17 protein-coding genes are annotated in these 15717 nt (G+C 40.4%); all 17 read right to left on the bottom strand.

The window, feature by feature from the left end:
* Positions 1-13: 13 nt before the first annotated feature.
* Positions 14-808, bottom strand: coding sequence for a phosphatidate cytidylyltransferase (locus tag NRI27_RS06010; RefSeq protein WP_371389920.1), 795 nt, complete (start codon positions 806-808; stop codon positions 14-16).
* Positions 805-1599 carry an undecaprenyl pyrophosphate synthase gene (locus NRI27_RS06005; RefSeq protein WP_317941632.1) on the bottom strand — a complete coding sequence of 265 codons (795 nt, stop codon included), beginning with the start codon at positions 1597-1599 and terminating at the stop codon, positions 805-807. The genes NRI27_RS06010 and NRI27_RS06005 overlap by 4 nt, the downstream gene beginning before the upstream one ends.
* A gap of 228 nt (positions 1600-1827) precedes the next feature.
* Positions 1828-2385, bottom strand: a complete 558-nt coding sequence (frr, locus tag NRI27_RS06000; protein WP_317941633.1) for a ribosome recycling factor — start codon at positions 2383-2385, stop codon at positions 1828-1830.
* Positions 2386-3111, bottom strand: coding sequence for a UMP kinase (pyrH, locus tag NRI27_RS05995; RefSeq protein WP_317941634.1), 726 nt, complete (start codon positions 3109-3111; stop codon positions 2386-2388).
* 87 nt (positions 3112-3198) lie between these two features.
* The gene (gene tsf / locus NRI27_RS05990) at positions 3199-4083 is read right to left on the bottom strand and encodes a translation elongation factor Ts (RefSeq protein WP_371389919.1); all 885 of its coding nucleotides are present in this window, start codon (positions 4081-4083) and stop codon (positions 3199-3201) included.
* A gap of 98 nt (positions 4084-4181) precedes the next feature.
* Positions 4182-4913: a 30S ribosomal protein S2 gene (gene rpsB, locus NRI27_RS05985; protein WP_371389918.1), complete on the bottom strand. Its 732-nt coding sequence runs from the start codon at positions 4911-4913 to the stop codon at positions 4182-4184.
* 143 nt (positions 4914-5056) lie between these two features.
* Positions 5057-5569 (bottom strand): hypothetical protein, encoded by a 513-nt coding sequence (locus NRI27_RS05980; RefSeq protein ID WP_371389917.1) that lies wholly within the window; start codon positions 5567-5569, stop codon positions 5057-5059.
* Positions 5570-5574: 5 nt separating this feature from the next.
* A complete protein-coding gene (locus NRI27_RS05975; protein ID WP_371389916.1) occupies positions 5575-5877 on the bottom strand; it encodes an RNA polymerase subunit sigma in 303 nt (100 codons plus the stop codon).
* Positions 5874-6653: a FliA/WhiG family RNA polymerase sigma factor gene (locus NRI27_RS05970; RefSeq protein ID WP_371389915.1), complete on the bottom strand. Its 780-nt coding sequence runs from the start codon at positions 6651-6653 to the stop codon at positions 5874-5876. Before NRI27_RS05970 ends, NRI27_RS05975 begins: the two co-directional genes overlap by 4 nt.
* Positions 6654-6894: 241 nt before the next feature.
* Positions 6895-7389, bottom strand: a complete 495-nt coding sequence (locus tag NRI27_RS05965) for a chemotaxis protein CheD (protein WP_371389914.1) — start codon at positions 7387-7389, stop codon at positions 6895-6897.
* A 1-nt stretch (position 7390) separates the two neighbouring features.
* Positions 7391-8023, bottom strand: a complete 633-nt coding sequence (locus tag NRI27_RS05960) for a chemotaxis protein CheC (protein ID WP_317941640.1) — start codon at positions 8021-8023, stop codon at positions 7391-7393.
* Positions 8013-8489 (bottom strand): chemotaxis protein CheW, encoded by a 477-nt coding sequence (locus tag NRI27_RS05955; protein WP_371389913.1) that lies wholly within the window; start codon positions 8487-8489, stop codon positions 8013-8015. Before NRI27_RS05955 ends, NRI27_RS05960 begins: the two co-directional genes overlap by 11 nt.
* 16 nt (positions 8490-8505) lie before the next feature.
* A complete protein-coding gene (locus tag NRI27_RS05950; RefSeq protein ID WP_371389912.1) occupies positions 8506-10560 on the bottom strand; it encodes a chemotaxis protein CheW in 2055 nt (684 codons plus the stop codon).
* A gap of 15 nt (positions 10561-10575) precedes the next feature.
* A complete protein-coding gene (locus NRI27_RS05945; RefSeq protein ID WP_371389911.1) occupies positions 10576-11709 on the bottom strand; it encodes a protein-glutamate methylesterase/protein-glutamine glutaminase in 1134 nt (377 codons plus the stop codon).
* A 1-nt stretch (position 11710) separates the two neighbouring features.
* Positions 11711-12574: a MinD/ParA family protein gene (locus NRI27_RS05940; protein WP_371389910.1), complete on the bottom strand. Its 864-nt coding sequence runs from the start codon at positions 12572-12574 to the stop codon at positions 11711-11713.
* Entirely contained in the window at positions 12567-13676 is a 1110-nt protein-coding gene (gene flhF, locus NRI27_RS05935) for a flagellar biosynthesis GTPase FlhF (RefSeq protein WP_371389909.1), read from the bottom strand. Before flhF ends, NRI27_RS05940 begins: the two co-directional genes overlap by 8 nt.
* Entirely contained in the window at positions 13676-15706 is a 2031-nt protein-coding gene (gene flhA, locus NRI27_RS05930; RefSeq protein WP_371389907.1) for a flagellar biosynthesis protein FlhA, read from the bottom strand. The genes flhF and flhA overlap by 1 nt, the downstream gene beginning before the upstream one ends.
* Between the last annotated feature and the right edge of the window lie 11 nt (positions 15707-15717).

Here is a 15717-nt window from a genome sequence, read left to right as displayed (position 1 = left end):
AACTTCCTTTCCATTAACCGACGAATTGTAAAAAGTGAATGAGCGGTAGCACGAAAAGGAGACTATCAAAACGATCAAGAATACCTCCGTGACCAGGTAACAAATTTCCAGAGTCTTTCACATTAAAATGCCTTTTCAATGCTGATTCGACCAAGTCCCCTAATTGTCCAACAATAGAAGCGACGATTGTCACAATGATTAAAATTCCGAATGTCGATGCAATTGGGTAGAAGTACTGGATAATACATGTAAACAATACAGCAAAAATAATTCCTCCGACAAAACCTTCCACTGTCTTGTTTGGTGAAATATCTGGCCACAACTTTCGTTTACCCAGCTTCCTTCCGATAAAATAAGCACCAGAATCTGTCATCCATATAATTAAGAGCGCATAAAACACATATTCAAATCCAAAAAATCTCGTTTCAATTAAATAATAAAATCCAATACCGACATAAAGTGCACTAAAAGCTGAAAAGGCGGCATTTTCAAATGTAAAGCGATTTTTAGAAGTCACTGTATAAATGAGCATAATAAGTATAATTGCTGAGAGGATTTCCAATTTGCTCGTGTGGATGGCTTCTTGTACGTTGGCTGTCCATTCAGAAGGCATGAGCAACGTTGCAAGCAAAAGCCATGTGAGTAAGCCATGAATTGAAAAAATAGACATCTGATTCATTCGTAGTAATTCAAAAAGTCCGATTGAAGCGATTAGATAAATTGCAATTGTAAATGGCAATCCACCAATTAGTACGAGTGGAAAAAATATCGCTAGCGCAATCAATGCTGTAAGTATTCTCTGTTTCAACTGCCTTTGTCCCCTTCCACATTGCCAAAACGACGATTACGCATTTGGTATTCTTCAATTGCATTAAGCATACAAGCTTCATCAAAATCAGGCCATAGAACTTCTGTAAACGAAAATTCGGAGTAAGCGAGTTGCCAAAGCATAAAATTCGATAGTCGTACTTCTCCGCTTGTACGGATCAGTAGATCGGGTTCTGGTAAATGTGCCGTCATTAAGTGTGCATCAATGAGGGCATCGTCAATATCCTCAATTGCTATCTCATTTGCAATTGCAAGCCGAGCAATTTCTTTTACCGTCTCGACAATTTCAAGTCGACTCCCATAATTCATGGCGAAGTTTAAGATAAGTCCATCGTTTTGCGCTGTTTCATGCATAGCTCTACTAATGGCTTCCTTTGTGTGAACAGGCAATCCATCTGTATTGCCAATCATTTCGACTTTGACATTTTGTTCAATTAACTCGGGTAAATATGTAGTTAAGAATTCTCCAGGTAATTTCATCAAAAAGTCAATTTCCATCTTAGGGCGCTTCCAATTTTCAGTTGAAAATGCATAAAGTGTCAAGACGCTAATACCGATATCGTTTGCAATTCTCGTGATTTTACGGACAGTCTTCATCCCTTCATGATGACCTGCAAAACGAGGTAAGCTCCGCTGCTTCGCCCAGCGGCCATTTCCATCCATGATGATGGCGACGTGTGAAGGGATATCTCCATTTTTGACTTTAGTAAGCCGATCAGAAATCGAGCTATCCATTTCCAATGTTTTTTTTCTCAACAGTTTTTCTAACATTCAATTTCCTCCACTCGCCTGCTATTTGAGCAAGTATCTAGTCTATCGTATCAAATAAGCAAACAAATTTCATTTAAAAAATCCATCTATCGCATGGAAATTATTTAAGGCGTCCCTTCAACGTATGCCGCGTAGAAGCTGTTCATCAATAAAACTCTTCATAATCGTCAATTCATTCAAAAAAGACGCCCTTCTAGTAGGACGTCTTTGTGTATGGAAAGTTCACAATCAGATTTCTAAGATTTCTTTTTCTTTATCTTTAGCGACCTCATCAATTTTAACAATGTACGAATCCGTAAGTTTCTGAATATCCTCACCGCTACGACGTAATTCGTCCTCAGTGATTTCGCCGTTCTTCTCTAATTTTTTCAACTCGTCATTTGCATCCCGACGGATGTTACGAACTGCAATTTTGGAATCTTCGGCTTCTTTTTTCACTTCTTTTACAAGCTCTTTACGTCTTTCTTCTGTTAGTGCAGGGACTGCCAAACGGATGACTGAGCCGTCATTAGATGGAGTAATACCGATATCCGACTTCAGGATTGCCTTTTCAATATCACCTAATGTCGTTTTATCGTATGGTTGAATGACCATCAACCGCGCTTCAGGCACTGAGATACCAGCCATTTGGTTTAATGGTGTTGGTGCTCCATAATACAAAACTGAAATTCGATCTAGCAAAGATGCATTCGCACGACCTGCACGGATGGAAGCAAGTTGTCTCGTCAATGCAGATATCGCTTTTTCCATTTTTTCTTTTGTTTGATCTAATACTACTTTTGACATTTACCCATTCCTCCTCACAACCGTACCGATTGGTTCACCCAGTACAGCTTTTTTAATGTTACCGTTCTCCATAACCGAGAATACTACGAGCGGGATATCGTTGTCCATACATAGGGTCGATGCAGTAGAGTCCATCACTTCAAGCCCTTGACTAATGACTTCCAAATACGTAAGGTCTGTATACTTCACGGCATTCGTATCTTTTAATGGGTCCGCAGAATAGACACCATCTACATTGTTCTTAGCCATCAGGATGACGTCTGCTTCAATTTCTGCCGCTCGTAACGCAGCTGTCGTATCTGTTGAGAAATACGGATTACCCGTTCCTGCTGCAAAAATGACGACGCGTTTTTTCTCTAAATGACGGATTGCTTTGCGGCGAATATATGGTTCTGCGACTTGTCGCATGTCGATTGATGACGATACACGTGTTTCAACGCCTAATTTTTCAAGAGCATCTTGAAGTGCCAGTGAATTCATTACGGTAGCGAGCATACCCATATAATCAGCAGTTGTGCGGTCCATGCCCATTTCACTTCCGATTTTCCCTCGCCAAATATTTCCTCCACCAACTACGACTGCCACTTCAACATCAAGATCCACCACATCTTTTACTTGTGCTGCGACCGACTTGATGATTGCAGGTGATAATCCAAAGCCTTTGTCACCCGCTAGTGCTTCACCGCTAAGTTTCAAGACAATTCTTTTATATTTTGGGACGCTCATATGTACCCTCCGTCTACTAAGTTTTCTCGAAAAATAGGGAACACAGTGGTGTGTCCCCTAATTTTTTCATACTATCTACAACTGCAATCAGTTGCCCTTTACTTGACTCATTACTTCATCAGCAAAGTTATCTTCACGTTTTTCGATTCCTTCACCAACTGCATAACGAACGAAGCCTTTTAACGTTCCGCCTGTTGATTTTACGAAGTCACGAACTTTTTGATCAGAATTCTTAACGAAAGCTTGGTCTAATAAGCAGATTTCTTCGAAGTATTTACCAAGGCGACCTTCAACCATTTTCGCAACGATATTTTCAGGCTTGCCTTCATTCAAAGCTTGCTCTGTAAGGATTTTGCGCTCATGCTCGACTTCTTCTTGAGAAACTTCGTCACGAGAGATATATTTTGGATTCAAAGCAGCGATGTGCATCGCAACATCTTTCGCAGCCTCAGCATCTGTAGAACCTTCTAGAATTGTTAGCACCGCAATACGTCCACCCATGTGTAAGTATGGTCCAAATGCGTCATTATCAGACTTTGTTTTCACTTCGAAACGACGAAGTGTGATTTTTTCACCGATTTTAGCAACTGCATTTGAGATGTGGTCAGCAACTGAAAGACCGTTGGACATTTTTGTCTCCATTGCTTCTTCTACGGAAGCCGGTTTTGTTGCAAGTAAATGCTCACCAAGTTCTTTAACAAGGATTTGGAATGCTTCGTTTTTCGCTACGAAATCTGTTTCAGCATTCACTTCAAGAATGATCGCTTCGTTTCCGCTTACTAGGATATCAGTTGTCCCTTCTGCAGCAATACGATCAGCTTTTTTCGCCGCACTTGACAAGCCTTTTTCACGAAGGAAGTCGATTGCCGCTTCCATATCACCATTCACTTCAGTAAGTGCTTTTTTGCAGTCCATCATACCCGCACCTGTTTTTTCACGCAATTCTTTAACCATTTGTGCTGTAATAGCCATTCGTAGTTCCTCCCATATTGTGTAATCTACTTTCATACTCTTTAAAAAAGACGATAAGGGGGTTGGCCACTTATCGTCTTTTCATTTATACTCGCTACTTACTCTGCAGTTACTGCTTCTGCTTGCTCTTCAGCAACTTCTTCGTCAGCACCTTGTCTTGATTCGATCAAAGCGTCAGCCATTTTGCTCGTCAAAAGACGTACTGCGCGGATTGCATCGTCATTCGCAGGAATGACATAATCGATTTCATCCGGATCACAGTTTGTATCAACAATACCAACAAGTGGAATGTTCAATTTAATCGCTTCAGCAACCGCGATGCGCTCTTTACGTGGGTCTACCACGAAAATAACATCTGGTAGTGATTTCATATCACGGATACCGCCAAGGAATTTCACAAGACGTTCGTGTTCTTTTCTAAGTTCAGATACTTCTTTTTTAGGAAGTACAGCAAATGTACCGTCCTCTTCCATCGTTTCGATCTTCTTCATGCGTGCAACACGCTTTTGGATCGTTCCGAAGTTTGTAAGTGTACCACCAAGCCAACGTTGGTTGATGTAATACATGCCAGCACGTTCAGCTTCTTCTTTAATAGCATCTTGTGCTTGCTTTTTAGTACCTACGAATAGCACTTTACCACCATCAGCACCCACTTGGCGCATGAAGTCGTAAGCTTCTTCTAATTTTTTCACCGTCTTTTGAAGATCGATGATGTAGATTCCGTTACGCTCTACAAAAATATACTTTTTCATTTTCGGGTTCCAACGACGTGTTTGGTGACCGAAATGTACACCTGCTTCAAGCAGTTGTTTCATTGAGATTACTGACATTTACTATTCCTCCTGTTTGGTTAAATTCCTCCGCATCCTTCATTCATCGAAATGACCTTTCGGCACCCTTTCCGACATCCACATGCGTGTGTAGTAACACCATTTGATAATATACCACATGGATAATCCTATTGCAACAATCTTTATCTGAATTTCAGTAGTAGCTCCACTTCAGTTTTACCTTTACCGAGCGTCTTAGCGATTTCTTCAATACTTTTTCCCTCATCATGCAGTGCAATTGCTTTCGTCCGCTCGTCCATTTCGCCAGGCTTTTTTTGTGTGGATGCCTGTTCCTCTGGTATATTTTTGGAATATGATTGATAAGATTGAACTGCAAGTTTCATTGGGATCTTCGGTTGAGGAAAATGTAAATCTGCGTTCTCATTTTTATTCACTTCTTTTTTACTTGACGTCATCGAATTTGATGGCTCTGGACCGCTTGCGTGGTGCCGTTTTTCAATAATTGCTATCAAGCGTTCGTTCTCTTCCTTCAATTCAGCTAAATAAGCTGCGATTGAGTCATCCATCTCCGCCATAAGCTTTTGCTGTTTCTTTTCCAAATCATTGAACCTGGAGACTTTTGTATACAACAGTAATATTACATAAAAGCCAACCATCTGCATGATAAATAATAGTATTAGGAATATCGTTTGCATGTCCATTAACCTATAAAGTCTACGAATGATCCTTTATAAGGATGCTTCGTTTTCTTTTCCTCTTCTTTATGTCCTTGCCCTTGTTCATTTTGACCATTTGGATGCTGCTCTTTGTTTGCATCTTTGTTTACTTTGGCGTAGTTAGTTGCTTCAACGACCGTCTCACGCTGTTTGGCCAATTCCTTTTCGTTCGCCGCTTGTGCATGGGTTTGACTTACATAGGTTTGATTTTGTTTTTGCTCCTGAAGCTTCCCTGCTTCTACGGTTTTAGGAATGGCAATTTGAAGTTCGATGCCTTTTAAACTCACAGTATCCCTCCATCTACAATTTCCGGTAGAAGTAGTTTCCGTAATTTAAATAAAGCTTTTGAGTGGATTTGAGAAATTCTAGACGTTGACAAACTGAGAATTTCCCCGATTTCGGTTAACGTCATTTCATCTGTATAGAAAAGATTTAAAACGAGTTGCTCGTTGTCATTCAATTCCTGGATCTTCCCGGATAATTCTTCAATTAACTCGCCCATCATGACATGATGTTCAGGTGAACGCTCCGATTCATTTTTTAAGATGAAAGATTTTTGACCTTCTTCGTCGTCATCACTCATCCGCTCATCCATTGACAAGATATTGGAAAAGTATTGTTCATGAACAGTCTGATAAACGTCTTCTACAGAAATACCGAGGTGACGGGCAATTTCTTCAGGTGTAGCATGCCGTAACAAGCTTTGTTCTAATTTATGGATTTCTTCTTCAAGTTTTTTCGTTCTCTCCCTTGAAGATCGTGGTAACCAGTCCTCTTTACGAAGTCCATCGATTATCGATCCTCTTATCCTAAAAGAGGCATATGTATCAAATTTCAAGTCCCTGCTCGGTTCAAATTTTGTTAAAGCATCGAATAGACCTTGTAAACCTAAACTCATAATATCATCTCTCGCTACATTGCGAGGAAGTCCTGAACTAATTCGTTGTACGTGATAGTTGACGAGCGGCATATATGTACGGACGAGCCAGTCACCCGCATCTGTATCCCGATTTTCCATCCAAAGTTTCCAACATGCTTCTTCTGTCAAATCCTGTTTGGACATTGATGCTTTCACCTCCATACCGTTTCAGTTTAACAAACTTACTGTCGTTCATCTATTTATGATTATAGCAAATGGTTATTTAAAAAAGCGACTGAATCGATCAGCCGCTTTTCTAACAGTATCAAAGTCTTATAGACTTTTTCAGAGCGTGCAGACGGCAATTATTCGCATTACACTTCGCTCATTCGTAATCAACTTCATGATAAATTCTATAACTTTTTTAATATGTGTACGTGGATGATTAAATGTCCTTGGTCCCTGCATTGACGGTTCGAATACTTAATGTACTTGTAGATGGATCAAATTCAATCGTTCTCCCACTCGATCCCCCGGTATCTTCTGCTACAATCGGGATGGACAGACGATTGAGCTCACTTTTTACAGCTTCAATATTTCTTGGACCTATCCGAATTGTATCACTTGTCCCAAATTGAAACATTTGCGCTCCACCAGCAATTTTAGCCTTTAAAGATAACGGCCTAACTCCTTCAGCTTTTAAACGCTCCATTAGCGCATAAATTCCTGTATCTGCAAATTTCGCCACATTCAGATTTTCTGCTTTTCCGAGAGTAGAGTCCGGTAGCATGACGTGTAATAGACCAGCAATTTTTTTTGTTTCGTCGTAAAGGACAACACCGACGCAAGAGCCTAAACCGGATGTTCTAATCGTATGTGGTGTTTTGGCAATATTCATGTCGGCAATGCCTACTCTTATAACGTTTTTTAACATGTTCATGTTATAGCACACCTAACGAGCGGAAAATTGTCACATACGATTCAGGATCAGGCAACAGGAAGAAATGACCATCTACTGTTGAAGTTTTTTCATCTGCGTCATCATTTATGCGTGTATCGATAACGATAACATCATCACTGTAATGCGATACTTCTATGAGCCCAAAACTGACAATTGCGCCGACCATATCAACACTTAAGGACGGTACCGTCGGGTGTATATGTAAACCCGTAAAATCTGATAGAGCAGATAAATAGGAACCTGACAAAATATTTCCCAATTCCTGCATAGCTGAAATCCCCATAGCCGCTATCGGATTCGCATGAAAATCAAACGTATCATCATGAATTAATTTGCGAATGAAATGATTAGCGGAGTCCACTGGCAAGACGAAAAACATGCTACCTGATAGATCCCCTTGTATACGTAGAAAAATGCCCGCAACAATCTTTTCTGCACCACCCGCCAATTCAAACATCTCGTCAAAAGACACAAGTTTGACATCCGGGACGAGCATGTCAATTTTTCTACCTAACAATTGAGATAGAGCAGTTGCTGCATGCGCTGCACCAATGTTGCCAATTTCTTTTAGTACATCTAAATGCATATCCGAAATATGCTGATCAGAACTCATCTGTCGTCACTCGTTTCAACGGCTCTAACACTTTTTCAAGATTCAACATGACTAACAATCGTTTTTCTAGTTTCGCGACGCCTGCAATGAATTCTGATTCAATCGCACCTACAACTTCTGGTTGAGGCTCGATTGCTGTAATCGGAATGTCAATCACATCATTTGCGTTGTCCACGATAATTCCCACTTCATAATCGTCCAACGAAACGATGATAATACTGCTCGTCTCATCAAAAGGTTTTAGTTCTAAACCGAAACGCTCACGAAGATCCACAATCGGCGTCACGACTCCTCGCAAATTTATAACACCGTACACATATGAAGGAGTTCTTGGTACTTTTGTAATTGACAATACTTTTTCAATCGATTCAACACAGTTAATATCGATTGCATATTCTTTGTCCATCAGTTGAAAGGCAATCACTTTCGTTGCTTCTTCGGAATTTAAACTATTTACACTAGCCATCTGTATTCCTCCTCAATTACTTAATCAATGAATTGCAGTCGACAATTAACGCAACTTGTCCATTACCAAGTATAGTAGCTCCCGAAATGGCAAATACGCTCTGTAAATAGTTCCCTAATGATTTCAAGACAATTTCTTGTTGACCAATGAAAGAATCAACTAGAAGTCCCGCCAGTTTGTCACCTTTTCTAACAATGACGACTGATTGAAATTCGTCGATTGTCTGTGCATTTTCCATTTCAAAAATAGTTTTCAAATTGACAATTGGGACAATGTTCCCTCTAAAATCAATCACTTGCTGATTATGAGCTTGCAATATGTCGGATTTCTTAATAATCGCTGTTTCAATAATCGATGAAAGTGGGATTGCATAAATATCTTTTTCAAGATTCACAAGCATAACCGAAATAATGGACAACGTAAGTGGCAATTGTACTTGGAATAAAGAACCTTTGCCTTCTTTTGAATCAATTGAAATGTAACCACCAAGAGATTCAATCGTACTCTTTACGACATCCAATCCGACTCCTCGGCCGGATACATCCGTAATCTTCTCAGCGGTCGAGAAGCCTGAAGCCAAAATAAGTTCTGCGACTTGCTTATCAGTCATCGTCGGAACCATGTCTTCAGTAATGATGCCCCTATCCAATGCTTTTTTGAGCACGCGCTCTTTATTAACCCCTGCTCCATCATCTTCAAGTTCAATAAATACATGGTTTCCTGAATGATACGCTCTTAACGTAACCGTACCTGTTTCTGGCTTTCCTTTTGCAACCCGTTCAGCTGGAGTTTCAATTCCGTGATCCAAGGCATTTCGGATTAGATGAACAAGTGGATCTCCGATTTCATCAATAACCGTTCGATCCAATTCAGTTTCTGCCCCAATGATTTCAAGGTTAATTTTCTTGTCCAAATCTCTTGCAAGTTGGCGAACCATCTTAGGGAATCGATTAAACACTGTTTCAACAGGGATCATTCGCATATTTAGAATAATGTTCTGTAAGTCACCGGATACCCGCGTCATCCGTTCAACCGTTTCGTTCAAATCTGGATTATGTAATTCTGTCGCAATCGATTGTAAACGACCACGATCGATAACAAGTTCTTCAAACAGATTCATCAAAACGTCTAATCGATCAATATTGACACGAATCGTCTTATTGGCATGTTGTCCATTACTCGTCCGTTTGTTCTTATCAGCGGCTTTGTCGTTTTTATCATTTACTGCTTTTTCGGATGGAGAAGCTACTTTCGTTTCAACAACTTCTTCAGCGCGTTTATTTGCTAAGAGCGACTCATCTGTTAGTGATGATACTTGAACTCTGTCCACTTCAGATACTTTTAGCACTTTCGCTTCAATCGTATTCGCTTCTTCATTCGTTAAAAGAACGACCGTAAATTGTGAATCAAATTCTTCATTTTCAAGTAATTCGACACTTGGTTTTGTTTTAATGATTTCGCCTGACTTCTCTAGGATTTCAAAGACCATAAAGACACGAGCCGCTTTCAACAGACAATCTTCTCTCAAGCTTACCGACACTTCAAACGCATTAAATCCTTGCTCTTTCGATTGGCTAATAACTGTCATCTCATAATCATCATACGTCAGCATTACTTCAGAATGAGTAGGAGCAAGGGAGGCATGTTCTACAGTTGCAGCGGATTCCACTGATTGTAATGGAACGATGCCGTGTCCAGCTTCAATTTGATTTAATAATGAAACCAGTTGTTGGACGTCTTTTTTCCCTGATCCACCTGCTTCAATATCCATCACCATTTCTTCCAGTTCATCCACTGCTTTGAAGACTACATCTAAAAGTTCAGTCGTAACCCGGATCTTAGCATTTCGAATTGCATCAAGCACGTTCTCCATCTTATGTGTCAAGTCGGCAATATCTTCATATCCCATCGTCGCAGACATGCCTTTTAACGTATGAGCGGAACGAAAAACTTCATTCACAATTGCCAAGTCTTCCGGATTCTTTTCGAGTTTCAGTAAAAACTCGTTACAAGATTGGAGGTGCTCTTTACTTTCGTCTAAAAACATTTCAAGGTATTGATTTGTATCCATACTTATGACGCCTCCTTAGGAATGTAAACTATTCATGATTACGGTTGGAATTTCTTCCAAATCAACGACTTGGTCAGCGAGACCAGCATCTCGGATCGCTTTCGGCATACCATATACAATTGAAGTGCGTTCTGATTCCGCGATGGCAATTGTGTTGCATGAGGCTTTTAATGTTTGTAAGCCTTCTTTACCATCGTGCCCCATTCCTGTCATGATGACCGAAAGAAATTGTATAGCTGGGAAATTTGAAGCTGACTCCAACAATACGTCTACAGCTGGACGATGACCTTTGCGAGGGGGTTCTATTTCATCTAGCCGCACATTATACCCATTCGAACCAGCATCGATTATCAAATGTTTTCCCCCAGGTGCGATATAGGCAGTACCATTAACAAATGGTTCCCCGTCTTCTGCTTCCTTTACATGAATCTCACTTAGGCCATCTAGTCTTTGTGCAAGAGATTTAGTAAAGCCTGGAGGCATATGTTGGACGACGAGAATAGGCGCAGGGATCGATTTAGGTAGTTCTGTTAGCACAGCTTGTAGCGCTCGTGGTCCCCCTGTCGATGTACCTATTATAACAAATGAAGTGAGTTGTTTGGACATTTTTTTTCCGCTACCGTAAAAGGGTTGAAAGTCTTGTTTCATCGATTGCTTTCGTTGCTGACGCACATTCATATTGAATTGAGGTGAAGAATTTTTTTGGACCTCTCGTTTCTTTGTTAACGCGGCAACTTTAATTGTTGAAGCTTGTACAACCTTTTGGACGATTTCTGCTTCTACATCAGAAAGATTTAATGAAATTGGACCACCTGGTTTTGCAACAAAATCGACGGCACCATACTCCATCGCAAGCATCGTGTTTTTGGCTCCGATTTCGGTCGTACTTGATAACATGACAATCGGTGTCGGGGTTGTTTTCATGATTTGTTGCAATGCTTCTAATCCATTCATTACTGGCATTTCTATATCCATCGTAATAACGTCTGGACAGAGCTGTTCAACTTTTGCAAGGGCATCTTGACCATTTCGAGCAGTCGCAACGACAGTAAGAGATGAATGGTTGGAAAGCATATCCGAAATAAGCTTTCGCATAAATGCAGAATCATCGACGACTAGCACTTTTTTACGTTGTATGTCTGGCGACAAGTCAATCACGCCCTTTCAAAAATATCCCCTTAAGTTTTTGTATGAATTTCGTCTTTTCGATTGGTTCCAATTGATTATCAGTAACATACATATCTGCGATTGCCAACAGTCGTTTGGATATTAACGCATTTGGATATTCGAGTATGAACGGCTTTTGGGCAATGACCGATTTATGAACAACAGCGTCTTCAGGTAGAAAACCTAGCAGTGTTGTTTCTTTTGCTAGAAACTTTTTCATGGCATACTGTAATCTTGTAGCGGATTCATTGCCATCCTGACCTTTTGAAACACGATTTGTCACAATGCTAAATTTCTTGTCAGCGTCTTGTAAACAGATGAATTTCATCATCGAATAAGCATCTGTAATAGATGTAGGTTCCGTCGTAGAGATGACAATGACCTCATCGACCGCAACAATCAAATCGATAGAGCGCTGTGTTGCGCCTGCACCCATATCAAACAAAATCACATCATAATCCTGTTGAAGACGTTCAAACGCTAAAAGCAAGCGCTCAAACATTGGCTCAGTCCAATCAAGAATTGTATCAAGTCCAGACCCGCCAGATATGAATGCCAATCCATGCATGTCACGATTCAATACGGCATCCAACGATTGCTCCCCTAACAAATAATCTTTTAAACTATATCGAGGCGTCACTCCTAATAAAATATGGATATTGCCCATCCCTAAATCCATATCCACTACAATGACTTTCTTCCCTTTCAACTGTAAGGAATAGGCGAAGTTTGTGGAGAAGTTGGACTTACCGACTCCTCCTTTTCCACTGACGATAGCAATGGACTTTGCAAGTCGACCTTGACCTTTCAACATTTTCAGCCTAAGTTCTTCTGCTTGGTCACGCATCGTCAACACCTGCCAGTAGTCGGTCAATTAACAATTTTACAGTTGCTTCTGTTAGATCTTCAGGTACTTCTTGTCCATCTGTGAAATAGGCGGCTCCAATTTGGAATTGTTTCATCAAGTTAAACATGGGCCCGATGGAACTTGTTTCATCCACTTTTGTAAAGATGAATTTTTCAATTGGAAAGGAAGTAAATTTCTCAACGACGGCCTTCATATCATCTTCTTTCGCTGTCACAGATAATACAAGAAACGTTTCCATATCGAGCGAGAAGTCAATTAACTGTTTAACATCTTCTACATACTTTGTTTCTTTATAGTTCCTGCCCGCTGTATCGATGAAAACAAGATCTACGTCTTTCAACTTATCAATAGCCACCTTGAAATCTTCACGATTATACGCGATTTCGACTGGGGCTTGAAGTAGATTTGCATAGGTACGAAGTTGTTCGATTGCCGCAATTCTGTATGTATCTGTTGTAATGAATCCGACCTTCTTTTTGTTTTCCAACAATGCTCTTGCTGCGATTTTTGCAATTGTTGTCGTTTTGCCGACACCGGTTGGACCTAATACGTTAATATATTTTTTGGTCGTATCAATTCCACCAAACGGTAAGTCGGCAAACAACTCTGCTAGCACTGCTGCTGCTTTTTGTTTTTGTTCAACCGTCGTTAAATCTTTTTTGTCTTCTTTCATCGTTGTAAATAGTAGATTTCCAATGTGATAGATTGTTTCTTTCGATAATCCTTGTGCCTCCAATGTCGTTAACAATGGGGAAAGACTATCCGGAAAGTTCGCAAAAGAAGTAGCCTGTTTCATTTCTTGCAACAATTTCTTCATGTCATGCATTTCTTTTTTCAGATCGGATTCGATAGGACTAATTTGTGCTGCTTCCTTTTCAAACAAAGTCGTTTTTTGAATTTTCGATTGTGGAGGTTCATCAAAACCTGCTACAACTTCGACCATTTTTCGCTTGAACAATCCAAGGAAACCCGTAGTTTTCACTACATTTGAACTTAGAATGACAGCATCATCTCCGAAGTCAGAGCGAACTTTCTTCATCGCTTCTACCATCGTATCAGCTGTATATTTTTTCATCTTCATCAACTATCCACCACCCCGACACTTTGTACTTCAATTGAAGCTTCAAGTTCATTGTAAGATAACACAGGGATTTGAGGGAAATACCGTTCTGTTATTTGCCGTAAGTACATACGTATTGCTGGAGAACATAAGAGTATTGGAGACTGATCCAATAAAGCGACTCTCTCGACTTCTTTTGCAATCGATTCTAAAATTGCTTGTGAATCATTAGGATCAATGGATAAATAGCTCCCTTGTTCCGTTTGTTGGATATGATCAGCAATCAGTTTTTCCACTCTTCCTGAAACCGTTAGTACTTTTAAAGAATCTACACTTGAAGAATACTGTGCCGTGATTTGTCTTGCTAGCGATTGACGTACATATTCCGTGAGCAAATCGATATCGGACGAGTATTTTGAGTAGTCTGCGAGTGTTTCAAAAATGACAGGCAAGTTTCTGATTGATACATTTTCACTAAGCAACTTCGCAAGAACTTTCTGAATCTCACCAATCGATAATGGTGTCGGAGTTAATTCGTCGACTAATATTGGATACGTTTCTCGAACATGATCGACGAGTTGTTTTGTTTCCTGACGACCAATTAAGTCAGATGCGTTGGCACGGATTACTTCTGTTAAATGAGTAGAGACCACACTCGGCGGGTCTACAACTGTATACCCCATAATTTCCGCATCTTCTTTCACGTCTTCTGTAATCCATTTTGCCGGAAGACCAAATGACGGTTCTACCGTATCAATGCCTATAATTGAATCTTCTCCCCCAGGACTCATGGCAAGGTAATGATCAAGCAACAGCTCACCACGTGCAAGTTCACTTCCTTTAATTTTGATTCGGTACTCGTTTGGCTGAAGTTGGATATTATCCCTGATGCGCACGACTGGAATGACAAGGCCTAATTCCAACGCAAGTTGTCTACGAATCATAACGACGCGATCTAGCAAATCTCCTCCTTGCTGTGCATCTACAAGTGGAATAAGGCCATAGCCAAATTCAAATTCAATAGGGTCTACATTGAGCAAGTTCACGACATTTTCGGGACTCTTCATCCCTTCTGTTTCAACCTCTTCCTCCATTTCCATTAGTTCATGAGGATCTTCTTCCGATTTACGACTCATGACGTATGCACCTGTAGCAAGAGCAATCGCTACAGGTACTGTTAGGATGTCATTAATCGGTGTGAATAAGCCTAATAGAAATACAGTAGCTGCAGCGACATATAACAGTTTCGGTTGACCTAATAGTTGCTTTGTAATATCTGTCCCAAGATTTCCTTCAGATGCTGCACGTGTGACAACGATTCCAGTGGCTGTCGAAATGAGCAGTGCAGGGATTTGAGAAACAATTCCATCACCGACTGTCAACATTGAGAACTTTGTTGCAGCTTCAGCAAAAGGTAAATCCATTTGAACAACACCGATGATCATTCCCACGAGGAGATTGATCATAACAATGATAATACCGGCAATTGCATCCCCTTTGACAAATTTTGTCGCCCCATCCATTGCACCATAAAAATCCGCTTCATTACTCACTTTTTCTCGTCGAACTCGTGCTTCCGTTTCAGAAATCATACCAGCGTTCAAATCTGCGTCAATACTCATTTGCTTTCCGGGCATTGCGTCAAGTGTAAAGCGGGCTGCTACTTCGGAAACACGTTCAGACCCTTTTGTGATGACGATGAACTGGATAATGATAAGGATGACGAATACAACAAGACCGACGACAATGTTCCCACCTGTTACAAACGTACCGAACGTTTCGACAACTCCCCCAGCATCCCCTTTGGAAAGAATTGCACGCGTCGTGGAAACATTCAATCCAAGTCTGAACAACGTAAGAAGCAGTAGCAATGATGGAAAAATCGAAAATTGCAGTGCTTCTTGCATATTCATAGACGTTAACAACACCATCAAAGCCAGTGTAATGTTAATAATGATCAAAAAGCTCAACAACCATGGCGGTAATGGGATGACGAGCATCGCGACAATCATGATGACAGATGCTAATACACCTATATCCCTAAATTGCATGTCATCCCTTC

It is taken from the genome of Sporosarcina sp. OR05, from assembly GCF_041414805.1.
GTDB lineage: Bacteria > Bacillota > Bacilli > Bacillales_A > Planococcaceae > Sporosarcina > Sporosarcina saromensis.
Note: the sequence above shows the minus strand (reverse complement) of the source record. Positions and strands in the feature narration are given on the sequence as shown.